We start from the raw sequence: 24937 nt of genomic DNA on the forward strand, positions 1-24937 counted from the left end.
GGCAACGCCTGCCTTTTCAGGCACTAAGCTTCTTCGCCTGAATGCGCGGCGATGCTCTTTCGACCGTGATTTCATAATGGTCGCCCTGCGTTACCTCAGCGATCCGGCTCGGACGAAATGCTACGGCATTGATACCGCCATCGTGGCGCAAACTGTCGAACAGAATTCCGAACTCGCCACTCTCGCGCATCTCCTCGCCGAACTTCTGTGACGCAGCGTAATCTGCCGGATCATAAACAGCAGGTAGTGTCGCCTGTTCGCCGCATATATCGATGAAATCCTCTTCCAGCTTCGCCGTATAGACCCGAAAGGTGCGAGCCAGACTGTCCTGCTGTATCGCAACGGTTTCGCGACGCATGTGGTGCGCAACCTCGACGACGGACGTGGTCAGCCGCGCCGCCGCATACCAGGCGCCAAGCTCAGGACCATTGAAGCGCATGCCGCCCGGCGCGACATGCAGAAACGTCGCCATGACGATGCTGGAATTGGGCCTGCCGAACACCCACTCCTCATGGGGAAGGCGCTGCAATCGTTCACTGAGAAGACGGTCATTCGTCCAGCCAGCCAGTTCCATCACCGCTTCCAGATCGGCAGCAGTGGCAACCGTGTCAAAAAGACCAATCGGCGGGAAACGCGACGGGATTAGGCGATAGCTTGGCTGTGGCGCGGGATTGCGCTTCACGAGAACACCACGTCTTCATCGCGATAAGGTCGGAACTCGCGATCCAGTTCGTTCGGTTCCATATAAAGGCCGCCGCGCGCCGCATCCAGAAACCGGCGAGCTGTCAGCAAGCCATCCTGCAGACCGCTTGTTATCAGGCTCAACGGCGGATGACCGCCGAAGACACCGGACTGATTGGGCGTGTGCAGCCAGCGGATACCAGCTTTCCCATCTGGATAAAGTACGCCCAGCGCCTGATGAATGCCAAGCACGGCGGACAAGCGCATCAGCACATCCACATCCAGCGTGATATCGCGATGCTCGCGCACCGCCTTCACCCAGTTGTAATAGGTTGATCTGGAAGGCAGACCCAGCACCATCAGACGTTGCTGCTCATCCAGCCCCCACAGATCGGCAATGGTCAGAAATGTACGCAGGCCCGGCCCACTCAACCGCTTGCGCGAATGAGGAGAAAAGCGAGCCGCGTCGAGAACATCAGGCCCCTTGCCTATCATTGTCTTCAACACCGTATTGCTTCTGGCCATAATTGCCTCCGATCGTCCAGATCAGAATATAGTCCAAATTTGGACTTTTGCAACTCTACGGTGTTTCGAGCGATGAGACAGGCTTTATTCGGCGGCGATAAGGGGCGTTTCGGCAACCACATCCGGCATTGTATCGAAATGGACCGGAAGCAGCGAGACATAGCCGTTGCGGATATCCAGCACATGCGAATAGACGTTCTGGCCGTTTTCGAGCCGCGGCAGCTTGTCCTCATGCATGATGCTGATGACGATGGCTTGCGGGCAGCGCGTCTTCAGCGCCTCATGGAACCGCATCTTGGAAGCCGGATCGAGGGCACCGGTTGCCTCGTCAAGGAAGATAATCGACGGCTTGTGCAGGAGAATGCGCGCCAGCACGATCTTCTGCTTCTGGCCGCCGGAAAGAACCATATCCCAAGGCGTGCCATCGGCATCGGCGTCATTCATACGCTCGATGAATTCACCCAGCCCCGCCTCATGCAGGACGGCAGCAACAGCGAGATCGCTGAACAGGCTTTCATCGGCGGGCAGGCTGACAAGCTGCTTCAAGGAGACGGAGGGGAACTTGGCTTCCTGGGTCGCATAAAACGAGGTGGCATTCTGCGGATAAATGATATCGCCGGTACCATATGGCCACAGGCCGTTAAGCGCCTTTACGAAGGAAGTTTTGCCCGAACCGGATTCACCGCGCATATAGACCCAGTCGCCTGAACGAATATTGATCACGCCAGAGCGCAGGAACGGTGCTTCGCTATCCGGTCCCTGCATGAGGGTGAGATTGCGTACCGACAGGCCGAAACGCGGATGCTGTTCAGCAAAAGCGAAGCGATTGATACCGGAGCGGCTGTAGAAATCGGTCGGGTCCTGAACATTCTCGATAGCCTGCGCGAGGCCGATCACGCGGCCCGCATTGGCGCGCAGATTGGCAATCGCCGGCATCACCTGAATGAACCACGAGCAATCGTTGATCATTGCTGCGACGAGTTCCGCGCCCGTTACATAGTTCCGGAAACTGACGGAACCGCTCATATAGGGCAAAAGGCCCGGAATATAGGCAACGATACGGTTCGACAGAAAGCCATAGGCTTGCGAGAAGGCGAGATAGGCAGCATCGAAACGATTGAGCCGGTTCCAGGTGCCATCGACATCCTTGTAGAGACGGTCATTGACCGACCGTTGGACGGCCTCGCCGCCGGATGCCGAAATCTGGAAACTGCGACGCAGCAGCGTCGTCCACTCACCACGATAGGAACCTTCGGCCTTCTGGATGCCGAGATTGAGGCGCTCCAGACGCTTACCGATCTTGATCGCGACCAGCGTTCCGAGCGGGACGTAGATCACGATCGCAGCAAAGGCCAGAACGGCGCTGCCATAACTGCCGAGGAAATCCAGCCCCTCCACGTGGGTGGACATTTCGATCAGCTTCTGGCCGATGAAGAAAGCAGACAGGAACACACCGACAATGCCCATGACGAGGCCGATGGCCCCGCCGGTCATGCCCTTGATCGATTCCTGCAGACGCTGATCGATATTGTCGGGCTGATCCTTGCCCCTGCCCTGTTGCAGATGGAAATGTGTATGCTTGCCGTTCAAAAGCGCAGTGGAGAACTGGTCGTTCAGCCATTTGCGCCATTTACGGTGCAGCGTCGTTGACAGGAAATGGCGGGAACCGACCAGCATCACATCCTTTGCCAGCATCAGCAGAACAAGAATGCCCGCATTGGCGGCAATGGTCATGAGAGGATGCTGAACAGGCGCAGTGTTGACGTTAACAATGGAATTCATGAGCAGGCCGAGGCCTCGGCCACCCATACGGTGGTCTTGCTCACAAAGGCCGTCATCAGGAAGATTGCGATGGTGAGAACCCAGGCTTCCTTCCAGCGGTCGGAAACCCAATAGGCGCGCATCAGCCCCCAGAACGACGTCATGTCAGCCACGGCAGACCTCCCCCTTGCCTGCAAGGATTGCTGTCTGGTCTGCCGGTTTTTGCTCAATCCACACCTCGTTCTGACAACTGAGTGATAACGCTTTGTAACATATTGCAACAAACTGTGGTTAACGGAGTGTTAATAGTCAACACAAAAGCGGAGCACTAACCCGTGATCATAGGGGTTCGCATCAGCAACAAGCTGAAATCGTTGGGCTATCGGAAAGCTAATTATTTTGGATGAAGCGCACGTTTTACACCGGAAATTCGACGTTTCCGGGGATCATTGCCAATGATTCGAGCAAAAAGACTCTACTGAGCTGCGAGATAAGCCTGCAGACGCGGCACTACAAAATCGAGGAAGACACGGACCCGTTGCGGCAGTCGCGCGCCGCCAAGAAATACGGCGTGTACTTCCTCTATGTCATTCTCCACCGCCTCGGCCAGAACCTCCACCAATGCGCCAGACGCGAGGTCGTTCCGCGCGTGATAATCGCCGATACGAGCGAGCCCCAGCCCCGCGACCGCCATGCGCCGGACCGTCTCCCCATTATTGGCCAGCAGCGAACCGTAGACCGCGCGATCCACGATGCGACCGCTTTCCTTCAGCGGCCATACAGGTGCTGCACGGCGGAAATTGAAACCGATGCAATTGTGATCAATGAGATCATCTATGGTCAACGGCATCCCGCAGCGTTCCAGATAGGCGGGAGCCGCAACGATCTTGCGCCGAGCCGCGCCAAGCTTGCGCGCCATCATGCTGGAATTGGGCAAGGTGCCGATACGGAAAGCCACATCGGTGCGATCAAGATAAAGATCAACCAGCTCGTCCGACAGGGACAGGTCGATCACGATATTCGGATAGGCTGACAGAAATTCTGGCAACAAAGGCTCCAGCGCCAGCGTGCCCAATGCAACCGATGCATTGACGCGGACCGTACCGCCCGTGCTTGCAGAACCTTGCGAAAGTTCGCGTTCGACTTCCTCGAAATCGCGCAGCAGCCCCTGACTACGCTCATAATAAATCTGCCCCTCGGTCGTCAGCGACAGGCGGCGGGACGAGCGTTCCAAAAGCCGCACGCCGAGCCTTGCTTCGATACGGGATATGAGCTTGCTGATGGTCGAAGGGTTCATGCGCAGAAGACGGGCCGCTTCGGAGAAACTGCCTGTTTCCACCACCCGCAGAAAGACCTGCATTTCACCAACGCGATTATCCATCGCCCGCTCCATCTATGAAACCGTTTCACAGATAATGTGGTTTCCGAGCGGATTTTCAAGCCCGCGCGATTATCCTATTTCTGCTTCACGAAATCAAACCTGACCGAAAGCTGCTTGGTACAGGATCAACAAAATGACGGCCCGAAGCATGAGCCTCCCAAGCTCGCGCTCTTCACGCGAAACGCCGAAGGCCAGTCAACAGGAGATAATATGAAAATCGTGAACGCACACGGCGCGGCCATACCCGCGCTCGGCTTCGGTGTTTTCCGCATGACGGATGCGGAAGTGGAAAACGTTGTTCCAGCAGCGCTGGAAGCTGGCTTCCGCCATTTCGACACGGCGCAGATCTACCAGAACGAGGCTGCTCTCGGGCGCGCACTGGAAAAGGCCGGCGCACGACGCGAGGACCTGTTCCTCACCACGAAAGTCTGGGTCGATAATTACAGTCCTGACAAATTCAATACATCCGTCGACGAAAGCCTCGACAAGCTGAAAGTGGATCAGGTCGACCTTCTGCTTCTGCACTGGCCTGCCGACAAGGTGGCTATTGCCGACCAGATTGACATGCTGAACACAGTGCAAACGGCAGGCAAGACGCGCTTCATTGGCGTGAGCAATCAGAATGTCGCGCAAATGAAAGAGTCTATCCTTCGCAGTGCCGCGCCCATCGTCACCAACCAGATCGAGGTCCATCCCTATCTCGACCAGAATGCTGTAGCCGAGGCCGCAAAGGCAGCAGGCGTCGCTATCACCGCCTATTACGGTATGGCTGATGGCGCAGTGCCGCGCGACCCCATCTTGCAGGCCATTGGCGCCCGATACGGCAAGACTGCAGCTCAGGTCGGTCTGCGCTGGCTGATTGAACGCGGCTTCATCGCCCTTTCCAAGACGGCCAAGCCCGAGCGTGTCGCTGAAAATTTCGACATATTCGACTTTGAGCTCAGTGCTGAAGACATGACAGCGATTTCCAAACTCGCCCGTCCCGATGGACGACTGGTCAGCCCCGAAGGTCTGGCCCCAGTCTGGGACAAATAACGGAGACTATGATGAGCACGATGACGTCTCACGACAGCGCGACGAAGACGGCCGGTTTCAACTGGCCGCTTCTGGCGCTTGCAATCGGTGCCTTCGGTATTGGCACCACTGAATTTGCACCTATGGGTCTGCTGCCGGTCATTGCCGACGGCGTTGACGTTTCCATCCCGACAGCCGGGCTTCTGGTCAGCGCCTATGCCATCGGCGTGATGGTCGGCGCACCGATCATGACGCTTGCCTTCGGGCGGTTCGGCAAACGCACGGCCCTGATGCTGCTGATGGGTATCTTCACGCTTGGCAACATCCTGTCGGCTCTCGCACCGGACTACTGGACGCTGCTTGCAGCACGCTTGGTAACAAGCCTCAATCACGGTGCATTTTTCGGCCTCGGTTCCATTGTTGCAGCCAGCGTCGTGCCTCCTGAAAAGCGGGCAAGCGCGGTTGCCACCATGTTCATGGGTCTGACAATTGCCAATATCGGCGGCGTCCCGGCTGCGACCTGGATCGGCCAGCAGATCGGCTGGCGCATGTCATTTGCCGGTACTGCTGTTCTGGGTCTGCTCGCCATCTCGGCGCTCTGGCTTTCACTGCCGCGCGGTGAAGCAGGCAAGATGCCCGACATCCGGCGCGAGCTTGGCGTCCTGATGCGCCCGACCGTGCTGATGTCGCTCGCAACAACCGTCATGGGCGCTGGCGCCATGTTCACGCTCTACACCTATGTAGCACCTGTACTGACCGACCTTACCGGCGCTTCGGAAGGCTTCGTGACGCTGGCGCTTATTCTTATCGGCGTGGGCTTCACTATCGGCAACGCGCTCGGCGGACGCCTCGCAGACTGGTCGCTCAATGGCGCGACACGGATATTTCTTGCAGCACTTGCCATCATCAGTCTGGCACTGCCGTTCCTGCTGGGAAGCCATATCGGCGCAGCAATCGGCCTGCTCGCCTGGGGTGCGGCGGCCTTCGCCATCGTTCCTCCGGTTCAGACCCGCGTGATGCAGGCTGCATCGGAAGCACCGGGGCTGGCATCGTCGATCAATATCGGTGCGTTCAACCTCGGCAATGCGGTGGGCGCGGCCCTTGGCGGCGGCGTCATCAGCGCAGGCTATGGCTATGCAGCCATTCCCGTCGCAGGCGGTCTTCTGGCAGCGGCAGGACTGTTGTTCACACTGTCCCGCCGCCCGAAAACAGCGCTGGCGCCATCGGCCTGCTAATCCAACGTTCTCCTGAAGCGCAAAAGCGCCAGCGACGCAAACAGGAACACGAAAAATATGAGGGCGTTCACCTCTCCGGCGATGTCGGAAAGGTGGGCGCCCTTAAGCATGACTGCGCGGACGATCCGCAGAAAATGCGTCAGCGGAAAAATTTCGCCCAACGCCTGCGCCCAATCAGGCATACCCCGAAACGGGAACATGAAGCCGGACAGCATCAGCGATGGCAGAAAGAAAAAGAAGGTAAGCTGCATGGCCTGCATCTGTGTGCGCGATGCCGTCGAGATCGTGTAGCCGAGCAGGACCAGCGACAGGACGAAGATCAGCACGCAGGTCAGGAGAAGTGCCAGCGATCCCACAAAAGGCACGCCGAACAGAAGCTTTGCCGCGACCAGCACGACCACAACCTGCACGCCGCCGACGACCAGAAATGGCAGAACCTTGCCCAGCATGATTTCGGCAGGCGTGGCGGGCATGGCAAGCAGGTTTTCCATCGTGCCGCGTTCGGTCTCACGGGTCAGTGCCATAGCCGTCATCATCACCATGGTCATTTGCAGGATGACGCCCAGCAGGCCGGGAACGATATTGTATTGCGATACGCCTTCCGGGTTGTAACGCCGATGCACGATGACCTGTAGCTGGCTTCGCGCGGCATCTGCGGCTTCGGCCTGCTTGCCCTGTTCACGCAGGAGCGCCTGACCTGCGACGGTTCCAAGCGTGGAAATGGCACCGCTTGCCACTGACGGATCGGTCGCGTCGGCCTCGATCAGAATTTGCGGCTGTTCGCCGGCATCGACACGCCTTGCGAAATCCGACGGGATTGTCACCACGAAGGAAACCGTTCCATCGGCAATCAACGCCTCGGCTTCCGCCGCACTTTGCACGACATGGTCGAAACGGTAATAGCCTGTGGTTTCCAGCGCAGAAATCATGGCGCGCGTATAGTGATCCTGGCTGGTCGCGACCAGTGCGCTCGGCAGGCTCTTCGGATCATTGTTGATGGCAAAGCCGAAGAGCAGCAGCTGCATCAACGGGACGACCAGCATCATGGCGAAGGTGATGCGGTCACGCCGCATCTGGATGAATTCCTTCACCAGCATCGCGCCAAGACGCTCAAACGAGAACCAGCCGCTCATTGCTTATCGCTCCCTGAACTTCTGCCCTTCGACATATTGTCCTGCGCATTGGCCATGAACTGGATGAACACATCTTCAAGGCTGGTTTCACCCGCCTCGACGGTAATTCCTTCACGATGCCTGATCTTTTCCAGAGCCGCCTCAAGCTTCACCCTGTCGGACCCCACGACATGGAGCGACGCACCAAAAGGTGCAACCTGCTCGACACCCGGTTCGCCCTCCAGTTCGCGCGCCACTTCGCCGAGCCTCGGACCGTTGACGATAAAGGTTGTCAGCCCTGCCTTATCGATAACGTCCCGGACGGTTCCCGTCGCCAATAGCTTGCCATAGGAAATATAGCTGATGCGGTGGCAGCGTTCGGCCTCATCCATGTAATGGGTCGAAACGAGCACAGTCAGCCCGCCATCGGCGAGGCGATGTATCTCGTCCCAGAAGTCGCGCCGCGCCTTCGGATCAACCCCGGCAGTTGGTTCATCCAGCAGCAGAAGCTTTGGCTTGTGCATGATACAGGCTGCCAGTGCCAACCGCTGTTTCCAGCCGCCGGAAAGCGTGCCCGCCAGCTGGTCTCCGCGTGATGTCAGGCCCAGTTCCTCAAGTGTCCGTGCCACATGCTCCTTCACTGGCTTCAACCGGTAGAGACGCGTAACGAATTCAAGGTTCTCGGCAATTGTCAGGTCTTCATAGAATGAAAAGCGCTGCGTCATGTAGCCGACTTCACGCTTGATCTTCAGCCCTTCGGTACGAAGATCGAAACCAAGCACCTTGCCTTCACCCTCGTCGGGCGTCAGCAGCCCGCACATTATGCGGATGGTGGTCGTCTTGCCCGAACCGTTCGGCCCCAGAAAGCCGACAATCTCACCTTCGGCCACCGACATGCTCACATGGTCGACGACCGTAGCGTCACCGAACCGCTTGACGAGACCTTTGACATCGATAGCGTTCGCCATGGCCGCCTCCGCCTATCGGGCAGCCAGATCGACATCCACGATCTGGCCGGGCTGCAAAGGCGATGCGGGATCGACAGGATGCGCCTCGACAAGATAGACAAGCTTCTGGCGCGTTTCGAGCGAGTAGATGACGGGCGGCGTGAATTCTGGATCGGGCGAAACATAGCTCACACGGGCTTGCAGGCCGGGCGCGCAACCATCGCAGCGCACGGACAGCGTATCGCCCACCCGCACGGTCGAGAACTTGTCTTCCGGTATGTAGACCTTCAGCTTGACCGCACCATCGGGCAGCATCGTCAAAACCGGCGCAGACGGACCGGCAATATCGCCTGGATTGCGGATGACATCGGTGATCCGGCCCGGCGCAGGTGCTTCAATCGTTCGCTTGGTCAGATGCCAGCGTGCGGAATCCAGCTGCGCTTCGGCACTTTTGACGGCATTCTCTGCCGCCTTGATTTCTTCGGGGCGCGCGGGCAATCGACCGACCGCCAGATTGGCTGTGGCCTGATTGATCGAGGCCTCAGCCACTTCGACCTTGGTGGCCGCATCGTCAAGCTGCGCCTGTGTCATCACTCCACGTTTCGTCAGGTCTTGCGTGCGCAAAAGGGTTCGCTGGGCATCGTCTGCCTGTGCTTTGGCCGTCCTGACCGCCGCTTCCAGAACTGCAATTTCATCGGGGCGCTTGCCAACCTGCAAATCCGCCAGTTGCGCGCGTGCCTGCGCCAATGCTGCCTCGGCCTGCGCGACGGCGATCTTTGCGTCCGCATCCTCCGTCATTGCTATGGGCTTGCCCGGCTCGACACGATCCCCACGCCTGACGGCAACGGACTGAACCTGCGCCACTTCCAGCGGCGCAAGCTGCACGAATTCCCCCTCAACGTAACCAACAGCAAGGGGCTGCGCGCTGCATGCGGCGAAAAGATAAGAGGCGAAAGGAACAATACAGAGAATACTCATGCTTTCACCTCGCCGTCTTTGATGGCATCCTTCGCTGCGAGAATGGCCATCAAATTCTGGCGTGCGATTGCCGCGACAGCCGCCGCCTCTTCCGCGCCCATCGTGGACCAGCCCATGCGCCGTTTCACAGCTTCCCGGCCAATGCGGAAATAAACGATCTGCCCAAGCAGGGTGAAGATGAGAAGCCGTGTGGCCTCGCTCTCGGCAGGTTCGCCCGTCGCGACTTCCCAGATGGCGCAAAGCCTTTTGTGCGTCGGCTCGAAAACACCGGAATAGATGCGATCGAGTGCTGCGGTCGGATGCGCCAGTTCGCGCAAGAGAAACTGAACGATCTCGCCGGACTGTGGTTGCGCGACGATGAAATGCGTCATCCGCTCCAGCGCCAGACCGAGCTGCTGGCGGGCCGTTTCCTTCGTTTCGGCAGGTGCACTGATCACACCGTGATGTCCAAGCGCCTGCCCGGCTATGCCTTGTATCGTTTCGACAATATAGTCTGCCGCCGCCAGTCGCAGCCCTTCCTTGCCGCCGAAATGATACGCGATGGAACCGATATTCGCCTTGGCCAGACCGGCAATCTCACGCGTCGATGTGGCATCGAAACCCTTCGAGCCAAATAGTTGCAAGGCCGCGTGGATCAGCGCCGCTCGCGTCTGATCGACCGAAGGTGACGGAGGCTCTTGCCTTGTATGTTTCGCTTTGCTCATATCATGATTTAATCAATCGATTGATTAAATGTCAAGCACGACAAAAACCAAAGCGCCGATCCTGGATCAGCACCTTGATTTCACTGAAAATTATAGACGTCGTTCACCCCCGTCTTCCAACATGCCGCCCGACGGCGATCGGTGTCGGCATCTCACGGTGTGCATGAGAAAGCCCCTCCAATGCGGCCAGAATTCCGGCCTTCGCAGCGACCGCCTTGCCCACTGTGCTATCGACATGCAGCAGCATCTGCTCGGCGCTGGCGATTTCCGTATCGCCCCGCCTCAGACTGTGAAAGACATGCGCGCGTTTCTCGTCAAAGGAGAGCAACTGCGTTTCCACATGTAGCGCATCGCCTACCTTGGCCTCGCCGCGATGCATGATATGGGTTTCGACCGTGTAGTAGCTGTGACCGGATTTTAGATAGGCTTCGTCCACACCGATATGTGCCAGAAACCTGTCGGTCGTCTGGCCGAATACATCGAGATAACGATGCTCGGTCATATGCCCGTTATAGTCGATCCACTCCGGAATCACGCGCGCATCCAGAAGACGCAACGGGCCGGAACCTGCCTTGGAAGAGCCCGCCCCATCGAGCCGTGCAGTATAGGCATTGAGAAGCGCGCCCGCGCCCCAACCCTTGCCGTTCTGCTGATGCGCGAGAGCGCGAATGATCGCAACCAGATTTTCGTCACGAATCCGTTCCAGATCGTGGATTGAAAGCCCTTCATTCTGCTCGTCCGACTGATCCGCGATGCGGCTGATCAGGCTGTCATCAAGATCGGGCACATCTGTCAGCTTCGTCCATGGCCATTGTAGCGCAGGCCCGAACTGGGCGAGGAAGTGTCGCATACCTGCCGGACCGCCGGCAATGCGATAGGTCTGGAACAGCCCCATCTGCGCCCAGCGAAGCCCGAACGAATAGCGGATGATGTCGTCAATCTGCTCGACCGTGGCGATGCCGTCGCGCACGAGCCACAAGGCCTCTCGCCACAGCGCTTCCAGAAGCCTGTCGCCAACAAAAGCGTCGATTTCCTTTTCAAGAACGACCGGCTCCATTCCGGTCAGACGGTAGAGCGCGGACGCTCTTTCAATTGTCGATCCGCTGGTCTTTTCACCCGGCACGAGTTCCACCAGTGGCAACAGGTAAACGGGATTATAGGGATGCGCGATCAAGAGGCGCTCCGGATGCCGCAACCCAGCCTGCAACTTGCTTGGAAGAAAGCCGGAAGTGGACGAGGCGATCAGTGCATCGTCTGCGCAAGCGGCTTCAATCTCCGCCAGCACGGCAAGTTTAAGGTCAAGGCGTTCGGGAACGCTTTCCTGAATAAGCGCCGCGCCTGCCACCGCCTCTGCCAGCGAAGCGGAAAAGGACCGTTGCCCCTCCTGCGGAAGGCGCGCGGTGGTCAGCGCCGCCAGCGCTTTGCGTGCATTATCGAGAATGTGTTCGGTCGTCGCCTTTGCATCGGGCGACGGATCGTAAACGGCAACGTCGAAACCGTTCAGCAGAAAGCGTGCGGCCCAGCCGCTGCCGATGACACCGCTGCCGATGCAGGCAATCTTGGGAGGATGGCTGTTCATGGATATCACCAGCGCTTTGTAAGCTTGAGTTTTTCGCGGACTTCAGCAGGCGTCAGAACTTTCGTTCCCATATTAACGGCGATGGCTTTGGCCCGTTCGACCAGATCGCCATTCGACGCTAGAACACCCTTGTCGAGCCAGATATTGTCTTCGAGACCCACACGGATATTGCCACCCGCCAGCACGGCAAGGGCCGCATAAGGCAACTGATTGCGGCCAATGGAAAACGCCGAGAAAATCCAGTTGTCCGGCAGGTTGTGGACGATGGAAACCAGCGTCGCCAGATCGTCCGGCGCGCCCCATGGAATACCCATGCACAGCTGCACCAGAACCGGGTCATCAAGCAGACCCTGCTGTTGCAGCCATTGGGCGAGCGGCAGATGGCCGGTGTCGAAAATCTCGATCTCCGGACGCACGCCAAGCCGTTGTATCTGTCCGGCCATTTCCCTGAGCATAGCAGGCGTGTTGGTCATCACGTAATCGCCCTCGCCGAAATTCATCGTGCCGCAATCCAGCGTGCAGATTTCCGGCAAGAGTTCAGCGACATGAGCAAGCCGTTCCGTCGCGCCCGCCATATCGGTCTTGGCGGCATCGGGTGGCAGTGGAGCTTCTGGCGACCCAAAGACCAGATCACCGCCAACGCCTGCAGTCAGGTTCAGCACGATATCGACACCGGACGCCCGGATGTGGTCCACAACCTCGCGGAAAAGCTCCAGCTTGCGCGATGGTTCACCCGTTTCCGGATCGCGCACATGAATATGCGCAACGGCGGCACCTGCTTCCGCACTTTCAATGGCCGCATCCGCAATCTGGCGCGGCGTGATCGGCACCTTGTTTGAGCGGTGCGTGGTGGCTCCGGCACCGGTGACGGCAGCAGTGATGAATATTTCGCGGGCGGGCTTTAAAGGCATGATCGTTTCCCTCAATTTTCGCCGAGCTTGACAGGTCGCGAAATGCCGGGATTATCATTTTACGAAATCTATTTGGCGAAGAACGAAACGTATGATCTTTGAACCCTCCGACGAAGAACTGAGCGTTACCCTGCTGGTCCTGCCGGATTGTTCGCTGATGTCGCTGGCCGCAACGCTGGACCCAATGCGCGGCGCCAACCGCGTGACGGGCCGCTCGCTTTATCGCTGGCGGGTGGTGTCACCGGATGGCAGCGATCCCGTCACATCCAGCGGCCTCAAAGTTGCGGCCAATGGCCGTTTCGAGGTCGGCGCGCAGGACATTCTCATTATCGTCAGCGCTTTTCATGCGCTGGAACATGCGACGCCGAAGCTTCTCGCCATGCTGCGCCAGGCGGCCAAGCAATCGAAACTCGTCGTGGGTGTGGAAGCCGGATCATGGGTGCTGGCAAAGGCGGGATTGCTCAACGGACGCAAGGCAACGACGCACTGGGAGGACATGGAAGCATTTTCGCAGCGCTTCCCGGAAGTCGAAATGCAATCGGATCGCTGGGTGCGGGATGGAGCTTTTCTGACAACCGGAGGCGCTGCCCCGGCGCTCGACGTGATGCTGGCACTCATTCGCGCCCGCCACGGCTATTCCATCGCGCTGGATGTGGCGAGCCTCTACATCTACGATGAGGTGAAACAGGCTTCCGACGCACAGCCGCTGGTATCCCTTGGCCGTTTGCTTAACCGCGAACCGCGACTGGCAGATGCCATAAAAATCATGGAAACCCATATCGACCTCCCGATCCCGGTGTCGAGCATCGCCCGAAGACTTGGCCTTTCCACACGAAGCCTTGAATTGCTGTTCGCCAATGTGATCGGGCAGTCACCGGGCAATTACTACCTGTCGCTCCGGCTGAAAGCAGCCCGGCGCCTGATCCTCGATACGCATCTTTCCATGGCGGATACAGCGGAACAGACCGGCTTTTCGTCGATCAGTTCACTGTCACGCGCCTTCAAGCGGCATTTCGGTCAGTCGCCGAGCAAGCTGCGGCAGTAAAGGCACCCTTACTTAAAGGCCCAGCCCCGACTTCACCTCAGCAAGTGCTGGTTTGCCGTCGAAAGTGGTCACGCCGTCAAGCCACGCATCAAGCTGCGCCGGGTTCTCCTTGATCCATTTCGTGACGGCATCCTTGGCTTCCATGCCATCGTTCAGGATCATGTTCATCATCGTGCTTTCCATATCCGTGTTGAACTTCAGGTTCGACACAAAGCGCGAGACGTTGGGACAGTCGGTTGCATAACCTTTGCGGGTCAGTGTTTCGACGGTTGCCGCACCATCATCCGGTCCGAACAGGTTTTCACCATTTTCCAGATAGGTGAGCTTGTAGCGAATGTTCATCGGATGCGGTGTCCAGGCAAAGAACACAACGGGCTCATCCTTGCGCACCGCATTTTGAACCTGCGAGAGCATGGCCTGCTCGCTCGATTCCGCGAGCTGGAAATCCTTCAGGCCGAACTTGTCCTGCTCGACCATCGATTGGATCGTGGCGTTGGCGCTGCTGCCAGCCTCGATGCCGTAAATCTTACCGCCAAGCTGGTCCTTGAATTTTGCGATATCGGCATAATTCTTGATGCCAAGATCCTTGCCCGTCGCAGCAAGACCGATCTTTGCGCCTTCGAGATTGACGCCAGCCTGCTCGATCTTCTTGCCTTCAAGATAGGGTTTGCGCGCTTCTTCCTGAAGCGGCATCCAGTTGCCGAGGAAAATATCGATCTGTCCATTTTCCAGCGACTGGAAGGTGACCGGCACGGAAAGGATGGTTGTCTGCGGCTCGTATCCGGCTTTTTCAAGCAGCAGAGAAGCGAGCGCCGTCGTTGCACTAATGTCGGTCCAGCCGACATCGGAGAGTTTGGGTGCCTTGCAGTTTGCCCCTTCAGCGGCATGCGCCTGCACGCTGGCAAGGCTGGCGACGCTTGCTGCAAGCAAAAGAAATAGGCGTTTCATTATCTTCTCCCCTTTGTTTTTATTGAGAACAACATGATAGGGGAAACAGGAAACGCCTGTTCGCAATATGCGCAATCATCTTTGCGTTTTGCGCAACCCTTGACCATTGATCGGTCGGGCCGACTTCTGAAAGCTGCGCAAAACCGGGGCGAAATTTATTTCCCACCGCCATATTGCAGGTCGCTGACATGCTCCATCCAGTCAACGACTTTGCCGTCGAGCTGTTCCTGAATGGCTATATGAGTCATGGCATTGCTCGCGGATGCGCCGTGCCAGTGTTTCTCGCCCGGCTCAAACCAGACCACATCGCCGGGCCGGATTTCTTCAATCGGTCCGCCTTCGCGTTGCACGAGGCCAAGCCCGGCGGTCACGATCAGGGTCTGGCCAAGCGGATGCGTGTGCCAGGCAGTGCGGGCGCCGGGCTCAAAGGTTACGGTCGCAGCCGCAGCCCGCCGGGCATTATTGGGAGAAAACAGCGGATCGATACGGACATTGCCCGTAAACCAGTCGGCTGGGCCTTTTCCCGAAGGATCGGTTCCGTTTCGCTTGATATCCATGAGGCGTTTCCTTTCCTGTTCACAACGCAACATAGATCAACTTCACGGACTGTTCAGCGCCTTTTGGCCGGGTTCCGCTGCAAAATCACGTTATGCCGTTTCGCAAGTTCTGTGTTGACCGCTTCGATTTCCTGCGCCTTGCGCGGATCGTCCCAGCTAAGCTCCCGCGCCAGAATATCGGCGATTGCAGCAAGATTGCCGGTCGTCAGCGCCCCGTCGATTGCAAGTGTGGTGCGTCGCAAAACGACATCCGCCAGATGCACGACAAGCTCGTTGCGTGCGATCCATGCGATTTCCGTCGCGCTGACCGTGTCGGTTTCAGGCAGCATCGCAACCGTTACCCCGGCTTCCTCGCGGAGGATCGGCAAGGCCGTGCTGCCATAGCGCTTCAACAGGGTCTCAACCCGTGCGGCGGGCAATCTTGTTTCGGTGGCGTATTTCGTCACCCAAGCCTTGCGGGCGCGATCGTCGGACGGATAGTCCCTGCCGCCCCCTATGGGGAGGTTGCGCGTTGACACTTGCCGCGTCTTGTCGAACCGGCCCAGAACCTTGTCGGCCACTTCCTCGGCAAAGCCGCGGAATGTGGTCCACTTACCGCCGACCAGCGAAATGACCGCGAATGGCCGTTGGTTATCCGGCTCGATGACAGGCGCGGAATGATCGCGACTGATCAAACCCGGTTCGGAAGCATTGGACGCTGGAAGCGGGCGGATGCCGCTATAAGTGTAGACAATCTGGCTGCGGTCGAATTTGAGCTTCGGCAGCAGCGAACGCAGGCTGTCGATGAAATAGTCGGTTTCATGATCGTCGCAACGCACATTGTCCGGATCGTCCGATGGAATATCGGTGGAACCCACCAGCGCCAGACCGTGATAGTCGTAGACGAGACAGATGCGCCCGTCATCCGCCTCGAAATAGATCATTCGTCCGTTGAGGCTCTTCACCAGTTCGGGGTGATCGACAAGAATATGCGAACCCTTGGTGCCACCGATCATCTTGGTCGGCTTGCCGAGTGCAGCATTGACCCGGTCGATCCATGGGCCAGCCGCGTTGATGACCAGCTTCGGCCTCACCGCGAATTTTACGCCATCCGGCCCTTCAAAGCCGATAAGGCCGTTCTCGGCGGAAACCAGCGTCGTGAAATTGGCGGCAGCGCTTTTCGGATTGGCGCGCAGCCCGTCGCTGACGAGTTCATAGACCAGACGTTCCGGCTGGCTGACCTTCGCATCGTGATAGATGCCGCCCGCCACGATTGCAGGCGTGATATAGGGCATTTCCTTCGTCGCCATCTCCTTCAACAGAAAACGGTGACGTGGCATGACGCGCTCGCGCGCACCAAAATAATCGTAAAGTGCCAGACCGATCTTGATCAGCACGGCGCCACGGCTGCGTGGCGCGGTCGTCGAGCCGAACAGGGTGCGCAGCGCGGCCGTGATGCCCTTGGTCCATGAGAAGACAGGAATGAAAGTCGGCAGCGGCTCGACATTGTGCGGCGCATTCTTCAGGAGCAGGTTGCGCTCGAGGGTGGACTGGGCCACAAGCCCGAACTCGCCCGTTTCCAGATATTTGAGACCACCATGGATAAGCCGCGACGGCGCAGCACTTGTCCCTGAACCAAAATCCGCCTTGTCGACAATGAGACAGCTAACGCCTTGCTCGCAAAGATCGCGATAAAGGCCTGTTCCGTTAACCCCCGCGCCAAGGATGAGCACATCTACGCCCTCGGCCTCGAGTTGTCCGATACGGCTTTTCATTTCGGCATTGCCTGCGAAGTCATTCATCTTACTGTCTCTCTAGAGCATTCCCTGCTTTTCTCATATCATCGGAAATGCTCTATCTCTTGTTTTTACGCATGTCTTTATCCCGAAACCGGTTCCCACTTTCGGGAGACATGCTCTGAGGCGCGGGACACGCCGTTTATTTCAATCCGTGAGCGCTTCGATCTTCGGCCAGATCGGTCCAAGCGCCGATGCAATCTCCCTGAAAAGCTGATAGCGCTTTTCATAAAGCGCGCTTCGCGCCGCATCCGGCTCATAGGTGCGGCCTATGGCATCGAGATCGCGCGGATCGCTGTAAACATCGGCAAAGACACCAGCGCCCTTGCCAGCGCAAAGGGCAGCACCCCAGGCAGCGGCCTCGTCCGTATCCGTGACGGTAACGGGCATGCCGAGAACATTGGCGAACATCTGCGCGAAAGCCAGACTGCGCGACACGCCACCAGTGAGGCGCGCGACGGAGATTGCAAACCCGTCTTTCAGGTGATCGACATGGATACGATGATTGAAGGCAATGCCTTCCCATATCGCGCGCAGCATGTCGCCCCGATCCTGCCAGCCGCGCAGACCGAAAAACGCACCGCTCGCCATCGCTCCATAGGGCGAACCGAAGAGGTAGGGATGGAACATTGCCGTCGAAGGCTTTGCCAGTGCCGCATCGATTTCCGGGCGCAGCATGTCGTGGATGGAACGCCCTGTTTCCTCTGCCTCGCGCCGTTCTGCCGGGCAGAGCTTGTCGAGAAACCAGTCATAATTGGCCGTCGATGCGGGCGAGATCGACATATTGTTCCATTCGCCCGGCGCAATGCCATTGCGGCAGAACCAGCTTTTGTCGACACGCGGTTCGGAAGACAGCGTTTCGTTGATGGAATAGGTCCCGGCAACCACGGCAACGGTCCCGATGCCAAGCCCGCCGACGCCAAGTGCTGAAGCGGTGACATCGTGCAAGCCACCGACAACCGGTGTTCCGGCAACGAGGCCGGTGCGTTCCGCGCATTCGCCCGAGACGCTACCCACAATTTCATCGGAACGCGACATGGGTGGCAGCGCATCCCAAAGCGCATCCAGCCCGAAAAGGGCCAGTGCTTCTTTCGAATATTCCTGCGTGTTGACATCGGTGAAGGAGGTCGAGGCTTCAGTGCGATCCGTGCCCACATCGCCGGTCAGGCAAAAGCGCAGCCAGTCCTTGCAGGCGATCACATGCGCGATGCGGCCAAAGCGTTCCGGTTCGTTATCCTTCACCCATGCCAGAATGGCGGATGGAGCCGATGCATGGGGAAGCTGACCCGTGGTAGTGATGGCCTGCTCTGCAACGGGACTATTGACCCAACGCTCCGCAACATCGACAGCGCGGCTGTCGAGCGACAATATCCCTGCGCCAAGCGGACGGCGGTCCTTGTCGAGCATGTAGATGCCATCACCATGCGCTGTGGTGGCGATGGCCAGAATGTCCGAAGCAGGCCGCCCGCTTTTGGCTATAGCTTCGGCAATCGCATCCGCTGTTGCATTCCAGAATTCATCCATGTCGCGTTCGACATGACGGGCGCGCGGAAAGGATTGCGCCACGCGACGGCGCGCAACGGCAAGGGTGGTTCCGTCAATATCGAACAATACGGCTTTGGTGACGGTCAGTCCGCTGTCGATTCCGAGCAGAGAGGGCATGTATCGTATTCCTGATAAATATGCGCGGGCTATTCTTGCTTGCCGCCTGTCCGGGCATTGGCGCGGGCAACCACCACGTTGATGCCTTGCGCCTCCATGCGCTCGATATGCGCGAAAGGCGTATCTTCATCCACGATGACGACATCAAAGTCGCTGAGTGCCCCGAAATTGTGCAAAGCGCGCCGCTCGAATTTTGTGTGATCAGCCAGAAGAATGCGCTTGGCGGCGCAGTCCAGCATGGCACGCTTGGTTTCCACCATTTCCGGCGACTGATGGAACAGAAGGTCGTCGGTGATCGCTGCAATCGAAATGAACGCTACATCGGCGCGAAGACGACGAATTTCGTGGATCGTCATGCCGCCGACGAATGCGTTGCACCAGTTATAGAGCTGACCGCCAAGGCCGAGCAGCGTCACATCCTTGATGTCACGCACCTCGTTCATCAGGATCAGCGAATTGGTGATGACGGTGAGCGGTCCCTTGCCGGGAAGATGCGGCACCATTTGCAGAACAGTGGTGGAATCGTCGAAGAAAATGGCCTGTCCCGGTTCAACGAACTGCATTGCAGCTTCGGCGATCAGTTTCTTTTCTTCCGACTGGCGGGTAACGCGATAAAGATCGCTTGCCTCGATCAGGCTTGTGGGCGCAGCCGACACGATGCCGCGCGACTTGCGAAACAGGCCACGGCTTACCAGTTCATCGACGTCGCGATGCGCTGTCATCAGGCTGATGCCGAACCGTTCGGTGAGGTCCTCGATACGCATCGAGCCTTCGGCCATTACAGTTTCCGCAATCTGCTGGCGCCGGACGAGCTGACGCGCATGCCGGCTGTCGTTCGGCACTTGCTCCGCCATCAGCTTGTCAATGCTTGCTTTGTTGCTCACTGCCATGCCTGTCACTTGTCCCCTTGCTTGCGCGTTTCGAAAGCCTCGAAATCGCCTGATAGGCTTCATATTGCGCGGTCTTCAGCCCCAAAATCCAGCGAGTGGTTGCATGGGACTTTCTTGCGGAGAGGGACTTCCAGAATGCGCATCCCGAAAGCTTTCTGCTGTCGGGATGCGCCTTTTCAAACCTTACTGTTCGAGAACGAACGGCGAGGTGTACTTGTCGACATTGTCCTTGGTGATCAGGATGCAGTCGAAGAGCTGCTTTTCATGATCCACACCAGTCTTGCCGGTCTTGATGAAGTTGTCGGCCTGCTTGACGGCAGCTTCCGAGAACACGGCAACCGGCTGCAGAACGGTGTACTGCAGTTCACCCGCCTTGATGGCTGCAACCGCATCCGGCGAACCGTCGAAACCACCGACCTTCACCTGATCCAGCTTGCCAGCCTTCTTCAGAGCGGCAATTGCGCCCAGAGCCATTTCGTCATTACCGGAGATAACGCCGATGATGTCCGGATTGGCCTGAAGCAGAGCCTGCATCTTGTCGTGCCCCTGGGTACGGTCCCAGTTGGCGACGTCCTGACCGGCCTTCACCAGATCCGGATACTGCGACAGAACGGTTTCATAGCCGTTCGAGCGCGTTGCGGCGTTGTTGTCCGATGGCGAACCGAACAGCTCGACATACTTGCCCTTGTCGCCAACGCTTTCGACCCACTGAGTCGCACCGAGAGCGGCACCCTGTGCGTTGTTGGAAACGAGCTGTGCCTTGGCCAGACCTTCCTGGTTGATTTCCGCATTGACGAGGAAAACCGGGATGTTGGCGGCGATTGCACGCTTGACCGCACCGACCGAACCGTCCGCATTGGCCGGATCGAGAATGATGGCAACCGACTTGTTGGTGATAGCCGTGTCGATCAGGTTGCTTTCGGTGTTGGTGTCGCCCTTGTGGCCACCGACAACAGCCTTGTAGCCGAGACCTTCAGCGGTCTTCTTGGCGATTTCACCTTCGGTGTACCAGTACGGGTTGGATGGATCGTTGACGATGATCGTCATCAGTCCTTCGGCCCAGGCCGTGCTGGCGATGAGAGGCAACGCTGCCGCAGCGGCGAACAGAACGCGCATTCCCTTCTTGAACATGGTCTCACTCCCTTAACATTTTTCGTTTGTGTTATGCCGGTTCCCCGGCGGTACTCATTTCCATCAGGCCGTTTTCGAGATCTTGTGCCTTTTTGGAAGTCTTTCGATACGCCCGGTTATTTTCGCGGCTCCGTCCGGAACGGTGGACAGAGCCGCTATCGATCATCGCCGGGAGTATTGAATGCTGTTGAGCAGAACCGCGAGCACGATTACCGCGCCGGTAAAGACGGTCTGCCAGTAGGAGGACACGCCGATAATCACGAGGCCGTCGGAAAGGAAACCGATCACGAAAGCGCCGAGAAGTGTGCCCTGGATAGTACCGCGCCCCCCTGTGAGCGCAGCGCCACCGATAACCACGGCAGCGATTGCCGTCAGTTCGTAGGTGGTGCCTGCCGTCGGACCGGCCGACGTCAGCTGCGAAGAAAGAACCAGACCTGCAATGGCAGCGCAGATGCCGGAAATGACATAGACCGACACCTTGACGCGCTTGACCGGAACGCCGGACAGTTCAGCCGCACGTTCGTTGCCACCCGACGCATAGAGCCAGCGACCAAATGCGGTGCGGTTGAGAACGATGGCGCAGATGATGGCGAGAACCGCCAGAACCAGAACGCCGATCGGCACGCCGAACAGCTTGTTGAAACCGAGCCAGTCAAAGCCTGTATTGCCAAGCTCCGGACGTCCGCCGAGATTGTTGTAGGTCAGGCCATTGGTCATCAGAAGCGCCACGCCACGCGCGCAATAGAGAACGCCGAGCGTCGCAACGAAGGCCGGAACGCGCAGATAGGCGATGAGCACACCATTGACCGCGCCGACGAATGCGCCGAGCGCACAGGTGATGAGAACCACGGCCCAGACCGGGAAATAGAGAATGATGCCGAATTCCTGCAGCGTCACGCCCTGCATCAGGAACCCGGCGACCACACCGGCCAGCCCCAATGTGGAGCCAACGGAAAGATCGATGCCGCCATTGAGGATGACGAGCAGCATGCCGATGGCAAGCAGGCCGAAAATGGCCACGTGCGACGACATGATGAGGAAGTTATCGACCGAGAAATAATAAGGCGAAAGGAACGAGAAAACTGCAATGATCGCGATCAGTGCAAAAAATGCACGACCTTCGAGCAGCAGATGCACGATGCCGGGTTTCCGCTTCGCGCCGTTCGGAGCCGCTGTTTCTTTGTTGGTGCTCGTGACTGACATTCTATCAGTGCTCCATAACCAGAGCATTTAACAACCCGACTTTGTCGGGTCTTATGCTCTATCCTTTTGTTTTAACGCATAATCTTGTCCGAAAAGTCTGCAACTTTTCGGGATTATGCTTTAGTGACCGACCATGGCTTCGCCCGAGGCGGCCATGATCTTCTCCTTGGACACGTCCGATCCGAATTCGGCGGAGATGCGTCCACGGTGCATGACGATGATACGATGAGCGATGCTGAGGCATTCGCCGACTTCCGAAGTCGTGTAGACGACGGCCAGACCCTGCTTCGCCTTTTCAGCCAGAAGCTTGAACACTTCCGCCTTCGCCCCGATGTCGATGCCGCGGCTCGGCTCATCAAGCAGGATGACTTCCGGCTCGGTCGCCAGCATCTTGCCGATCACGACCTTCTGCTGGTTGCCACCGGAAAGCGAACCGATTGCCGCTTCGCCGCCATCCGTCTTGATGTGCACATTCTTGATCGACTGATCGACAATCTGCTTTTCGCGCTTGCGCGATGTGAACAGACCCTTGGTCATTTCGGTGATGCTGGCGAGCGACAGATTCTTGCCGACCGTCATCGTCTGGACGAGACCGTCGCGCTGGCGATCTTCCGGCACCAGCACAAGGCCCTTCTCGATACGTTGTGCGATGGTGAGGCCGGAAACGTCCTGCCCTTTGAGGAGAACGCGTCCGCCGCTTGCCTTGAGACGACCGGCAACGGTTTCCAGAAGTTCCGTGCGACCGGCGCCCATAAGACCATAAATGCAGACGATTTCACCTGCGCGCACATTGAGCGACATGCGGTCGACCAGCGAGAAGCCCGCGCCACCCGGGTCGGGAACGGTCAGGTTCTCAACAGAGAGCGCCACATCGCCCCAGTCATATCCGGTTGGAGGCGAGCCGAGATCGAAGTTCTCGCCGACCATGTTGCGCACGATCCATTCCAGATCAATTTCCTCACGCGGCGCATAGGCCGTCATGGTTCCGTCGCGCAGCACCACCGCATGATTGGTGATCTGCAACGCTTCTTCCAGATGATGCGAAATGTAGACGATGGCGACACCGCGCGCCGTCAGGTCGCGAATGACCTTGAACAGGACTTCCACTTCCGAGGCGCTGAGCGCCGAAGTCGGCTCATCCATGATGAGAATGCGCGAATTGACCGAAAGGGCGCGGGCGATTTCAACGACCTGCTGCTGGCCGAGACGAAGTTCCTCGACCGGCGTCAGCGGGTCGATGTCTTCTTCCAGTTCCTTCAGAAGCGCGCGCGTCAGGCGTTCTTCCTCGGCAAAATCAACGCCGGTGGCGGTGCGGATTTCGCGCCCCATGAAGATGTTGTCGCGCACGTTCATGTTGGGCGCGAGGCTCAATTCCTGATGGATGATCGAGATGCCGAGGTCGCGCGCTTCGGTGGACGAATTGAACGTCACAGGTTCGCCATCGAGAATGATCGTGCCCGAAGTCGGCTGGATGACGCCCGAAAGCACTTTCATCAACGTTGATTTGCCAGCGCCGTTTTCGCCGAAAAGCGTCGTGACCTGACCACGGCGAATCTCGAAATTCACGCCCTTCAGGGCATGAATGCGACCATAGGATTTGGCAACGTTGTTTGCGGCAAGAACGACATCACCGTTTTTGCCTTCGATTTTCGAAGCGGTGCTCATTTCACTTCGAGCCCCACAGGCGTGACGAGCCAGTTCTTCGGATTGACGACCTTGAACACGCCAACCACCGTCACGGTCTTGCCGACGAGATTCTCGACATCGACGCCGGAAAGCACTTGCTTCTTCATCTCGTTGTTCAGGGCAGAACCGGCATTTTGATATTCGATCTGGTTCTTGAACTGGCCGAACTGGATTTCACCGGTCGCATCGCGCAGATCGGTGCCGTTGACGGCAGGGCCGGTCTGAACGCGGATGGCAACGCCTTCCGGCAGGCCGTCGACCTTCACGACATTGTAGTTGGATTTGCGCTCCTCAACGGTGCCTGTAAACTTGACCGGGACAACCGGATTGACGTCGCCGACGCCATATTTCTTTCCGGCGGCGGCCTTGTCGGCGGCGAGAGCCGTTCCAACTTCCACTGCATCCACGGCGCGCTGCTCAACGCTCGCCTTCACCTTGGGGAATTCGGAAGCACCGTAGGCATCGGGGGAGAAAGCCTGCTGGCGCACATCGGAATCAGACCCGATCTTCACGACCTTCGTGTCGAAGGCAATCGCACCGACAACCACGATCGCAGCGATCACGCTCCAGACGACGGCGCGGCTCAGCTTGGCGGGTTTTTGTGAAACTTGACTGGTTTGTGCACTCATTATCAAACGCCTTCAGCAATTCTGCCGTATTGTCGTTATGGAAACGGATGATGCGGCTGAATTAGACCGCCCGGAGATTACCCTCGACCATTGTCATCACGCTTACCGGATAGGCAAAAGCCTCCGCCAAAGCGGTGCAGGACGCGACAGACGAGATCATGATAGCCTCCACATGAATTCCAGGGCCCCGCTCCTCCGTGCACCCTGGAAACAGATGCGCCGCAATCAAAACCTATGATAGCGGCGTGTTATTAACTCCAATAATGATGTTATAAAGCTCGAAAGCTGTCAATCGGATGTTTTCGAAACACCGGTGAAATAGCACAATTTCGCGCCGAATCTCGATCACGATCTAGAGAAATCCACTACATAATTCGTTATCACTCGTGCTATTCACAGCACCGCCTTTTCTCGCAAAGCCAGCCACAAAGATACTCGCAAATTTCTATATTTTCTTTTATTTTCAATGAATTAAACATATTCAAAACCGAAGAAACATTAAGCTATTGATGGAAAACAGTGGGAAAACCGCACTCGAAGGCGCGGAGATTTCCCCTGCATTCACTCTTTGGTGAAAAAAAAT

General features: G+C 57.8%; 21 protein-coding genes and 1 pseudogene. 3 read left to right on the forward strand and 19 right to left on the reverse strand.

What is annotated here, in order from left to right; translation table 11 throughout:
• Nucleotides 1-16: 16 nt before the first annotated feature.
• From LJ361_RS08920 to LJ361_RS08935, 4 genes and pseudogenes are all read right to left on the reverse strand, one after another.
• On the reverse strand, nt 17-682 hold the full coding sequence (locus tag LJ361_RS08920; protein WP_010660893.1) for an RES family NAD+ phosphorylase: 666 nt from the start codon (nt 680-682) through the stop codon (nt 17-19).
• The gene (locus LJ361_RS08925; protein WP_029928086.1) at nt 679-1206 is read right to left on the reverse strand and encodes an MbcA/ParS/Xre antitoxin family protein; all 528 of its coding nucleotides are present in this window, start codon (nt 1204-1206) and stop codon (nt 679-681) included. The genes LJ361_RS08920 and LJ361_RS08925 overlap by 4 nt, the downstream gene beginning before the upstream one ends.
• 84 nt (nt 1207-1290) lie before the next feature.
• Nucleotides 1291-3140 (reverse strand): annotated as a pseudogene (locus LJ361_RS08930) (ABC transporter ATP-binding protein/permease).
• A gap of 302 nt (nt 3141-3442) precedes the next feature.
• Nucleotides 3443-4348 (reverse strand): LysR family transcriptional regulator, encoded by a 906-nt coding sequence (locus LJ361_RS08935; protein WP_264813368.1) that lies wholly within the window; start codon nt 4346-4348, stop codon nt 3443-3445.
• 210 nt (nt 4349-4558) lie between these two features.
• Here LJ361_RS08935 and LJ361_RS08940 point away from each other — a divergent pair, with 210 nt between their 5' ends.
• Together LJ361_RS08940 and LJ361_RS08945 are read left to right on the forward strand one after the other, a co-directional pair.
• Nucleotides 4559-5383, forward strand: a complete 825-nt coding sequence (locus tag LJ361_RS08940) for an aldo/keto reductase (RefSeq protein ID WP_036587155.1) — start codon at nt 4559-4561, stop codon at nt 5381-5383.
• Nucleotides 5384-5394: 11 nt separating this feature from the next.
• Nucleotides 5395-6597 (forward strand): MFS transporter, encoded by a 1203-nt coding sequence (locus LJ361_RS08945; RefSeq protein ID WP_029928091.1) that lies wholly within the window; start codon nt 5395-5397, stop codon nt 6595-6597.
• Here LJ361_RS08945 and LJ361_RS08950 read toward each other — a convergent pair.
• The 6 genes from LJ361_RS08950 to LJ361_RS08975 all read right to left on the reverse strand — a co-directional run bounded on the left by LJ361_RS08950 (nt 6594) and on the right by LJ361_RS08975 (nt 12828).
• Nucleotides 6594-7730: an ABC transporter permease gene (locus LJ361_RS08950; RefSeq protein ID WP_029928093.1), complete on the reverse strand. Its 1137-nt coding sequence runs from the start codon at nt 7728-7730 to the stop codon at nt 6594-6596. The two genes, LJ361_RS08945 and LJ361_RS08950, sit on opposite strands and share 4 nt — an antisense overlap.
• Nucleotides 7727-8677 carry an ATP-binding cassette domain-containing protein gene (locus LJ361_RS08955; protein ID WP_264813369.1) on the reverse strand — a complete coding sequence of 317 codons (951 nt, stop codon included), beginning with the start codon at nt 8675-8677 and terminating at the stop codon, nt 7727-7729. Before LJ361_RS08955 ends, LJ361_RS08950 begins: the two co-directional genes overlap by 4 nt.
• A gap of 12 nt (nt 8678-8689) precedes the next feature.
• Entirely contained in the window at nt 8690-9634 is a 945-nt protein-coding gene (locus LJ361_RS08960) for an HlyD family secretion protein (RefSeq protein ID WP_029928097.1), read from the reverse strand.
• A complete protein-coding gene (locus LJ361_RS08965; protein WP_011982665.1) occupies nt 9631-10338 on the reverse strand; it encodes a DUF1956 domain-containing protein in 708 nt (235 codons plus the stop codon). The genes LJ361_RS08960 and LJ361_RS08965 overlap by 4 nt, the downstream gene beginning before the upstream one ends.
• Nucleotides 10339-10441: 103 nt before the next feature.
• Nucleotides 10442-11917, reverse strand: coding sequence for a carnitine 3-dehydrogenase (locus LJ361_RS08970; protein WP_264813370.1), 1476 nt, complete (start codon nt 11915-11917; stop codon nt 10442-10444).
• A gap of 5 nt (nt 11918-11922) precedes the next feature.
• Nucleotides 11923-12828: a 3-keto-5-aminohexanoate cleavage protein gene (locus LJ361_RS08975; RefSeq protein WP_010660882.1), complete on the reverse strand. Its 906-nt coding sequence runs from the start codon at nt 12826-12828 to the stop codon at nt 11923-11925.
• A 91-nt stretch (nt 12829-12919) separates the two neighbouring features.
• On the opposite strand from LJ361_RS08975, the gene LJ361_RS08980 reads away from it, so the two are divergent.
• The gene (locus LJ361_RS08980) at nt 12920-13873 is read left to right on the forward strand and encodes a GlxA family transcriptional regulator (protein ID WP_029928101.1); all 954 of its coding nucleotides are present in this window, start codon (nt 12920-12922) and stop codon (nt 13871-13873) included.
• Between the two features lie 12 nt (nt 13874-13885).
• Here the strand turns inward: LJ361_RS08980 and choX are convergent, their stop codons facing one another.
• The 9 genes from choX to LJ361_RS09025 all read right to left on the reverse strand — a co-directional run bounded on the left by choX (nt 13886) and on the right by LJ361_RS09025 (nt 24354).
• Nucleotides 13886-14821, reverse strand: a complete 936-nt coding sequence (gene choX / locus LJ361_RS08985; RefSeq protein ID WP_264813371.1) for a choline ABC transporter substrate-binding protein — start codon at nt 14819-14821, stop codon at nt 13886-13888.
• Between the two features lie 155 nt (nt 14822-14976).
• The gene (locus tag LJ361_RS08990) at nt 14977-15378 is read right to left on the reverse strand and encodes a cupin domain-containing protein (protein ID WP_029928103.1); all 402 of its coding nucleotides are present in this window, start codon (nt 15376-15378) and stop codon (nt 14977-14979) included.
• Nucleotides 15379-15431: 53 nt separating this feature from the next.
• Nucleotides 15432-17159 carry a glycerol-3-phosphate dehydrogenase/oxidase gene (locus LJ361_RS08995; protein WP_413775044.1) on the reverse strand — a complete coding sequence of 576 codons (1728 nt, stop codon included), beginning with the start codon at nt 17157-17159 and terminating at the stop codon, nt 15432-15434.
• A 141-nt stretch (nt 17160-17300) separates the two neighbouring features.
• Nucleotides 17301-18815, reverse strand: a complete 1515-nt coding sequence (locus LJ361_RS09000; protein WP_264813373.1) for an FGGY-family carbohydrate kinase — start codon at nt 18813-18815, stop codon at nt 17301-17303.
• Nucleotides 18816-18844: 29 nt separating this feature from the next.
• Nucleotides 18845-19705 (reverse strand): DeoR/GlpR family DNA-binding transcription regulator, encoded by an 861-nt coding sequence (locus LJ361_RS09005; protein WP_010660876.1) that lies wholly within the window; start codon nt 19703-19705, stop codon nt 18845-18847.
• Between the two features lie 183 nt (nt 19706-19888).
• A complete protein-coding gene (locus tag LJ361_RS09010; protein WP_010660875.1) occupies nt 19889-20836 on the reverse strand; it encodes a D-ribose ABC transporter substrate-binding protein in 948 nt (315 codons plus the stop codon).
• A 162-nt stretch (nt 20837-20998) separates the two neighbouring features.
• Complete coding sequence (locus LJ361_RS09015) at nt 20999-22039, reverse strand: ABC transporter permease (RefSeq protein WP_010660874.1); 1041 nt, start codon at nt 22037-22039, stop codon at nt 20999-21001.
• 120 nt (nt 22040-22159) lie between these two features.
• On the reverse strand, nt 22160-23704 hold the full coding sequence (locus LJ361_RS09020) for a sugar ABC transporter ATP-binding protein (protein WP_011982656.1): 1545 nt from the start codon (nt 23702-23704) through the stop codon (nt 22160-22162).
• A complete protein-coding gene (locus LJ361_RS09025) occupies nt 23701-24354 on the reverse strand; it encodes a DUF2291 domain-containing protein (RefSeq protein ID WP_011982655.1) in 654 nt (217 codons plus the stop codon). The genes LJ361_RS09020 and LJ361_RS09025 overlap by 4 nt, the downstream gene beginning before the upstream one ends.
• Between the last annotated feature and the right edge of the window lie 583 nt (nt 24355-24937).

The sequence above is a fragment of the Brucella sp. JSBI001 genome (assembly GCF_026014005.1).
Taxonomy (GTDB): domain Bacteria; phylum Pseudomonadota; class Alphaproteobacteria; order Rhizobiales; family Rhizobiaceae; genus Brucella; species Brucella anthropi.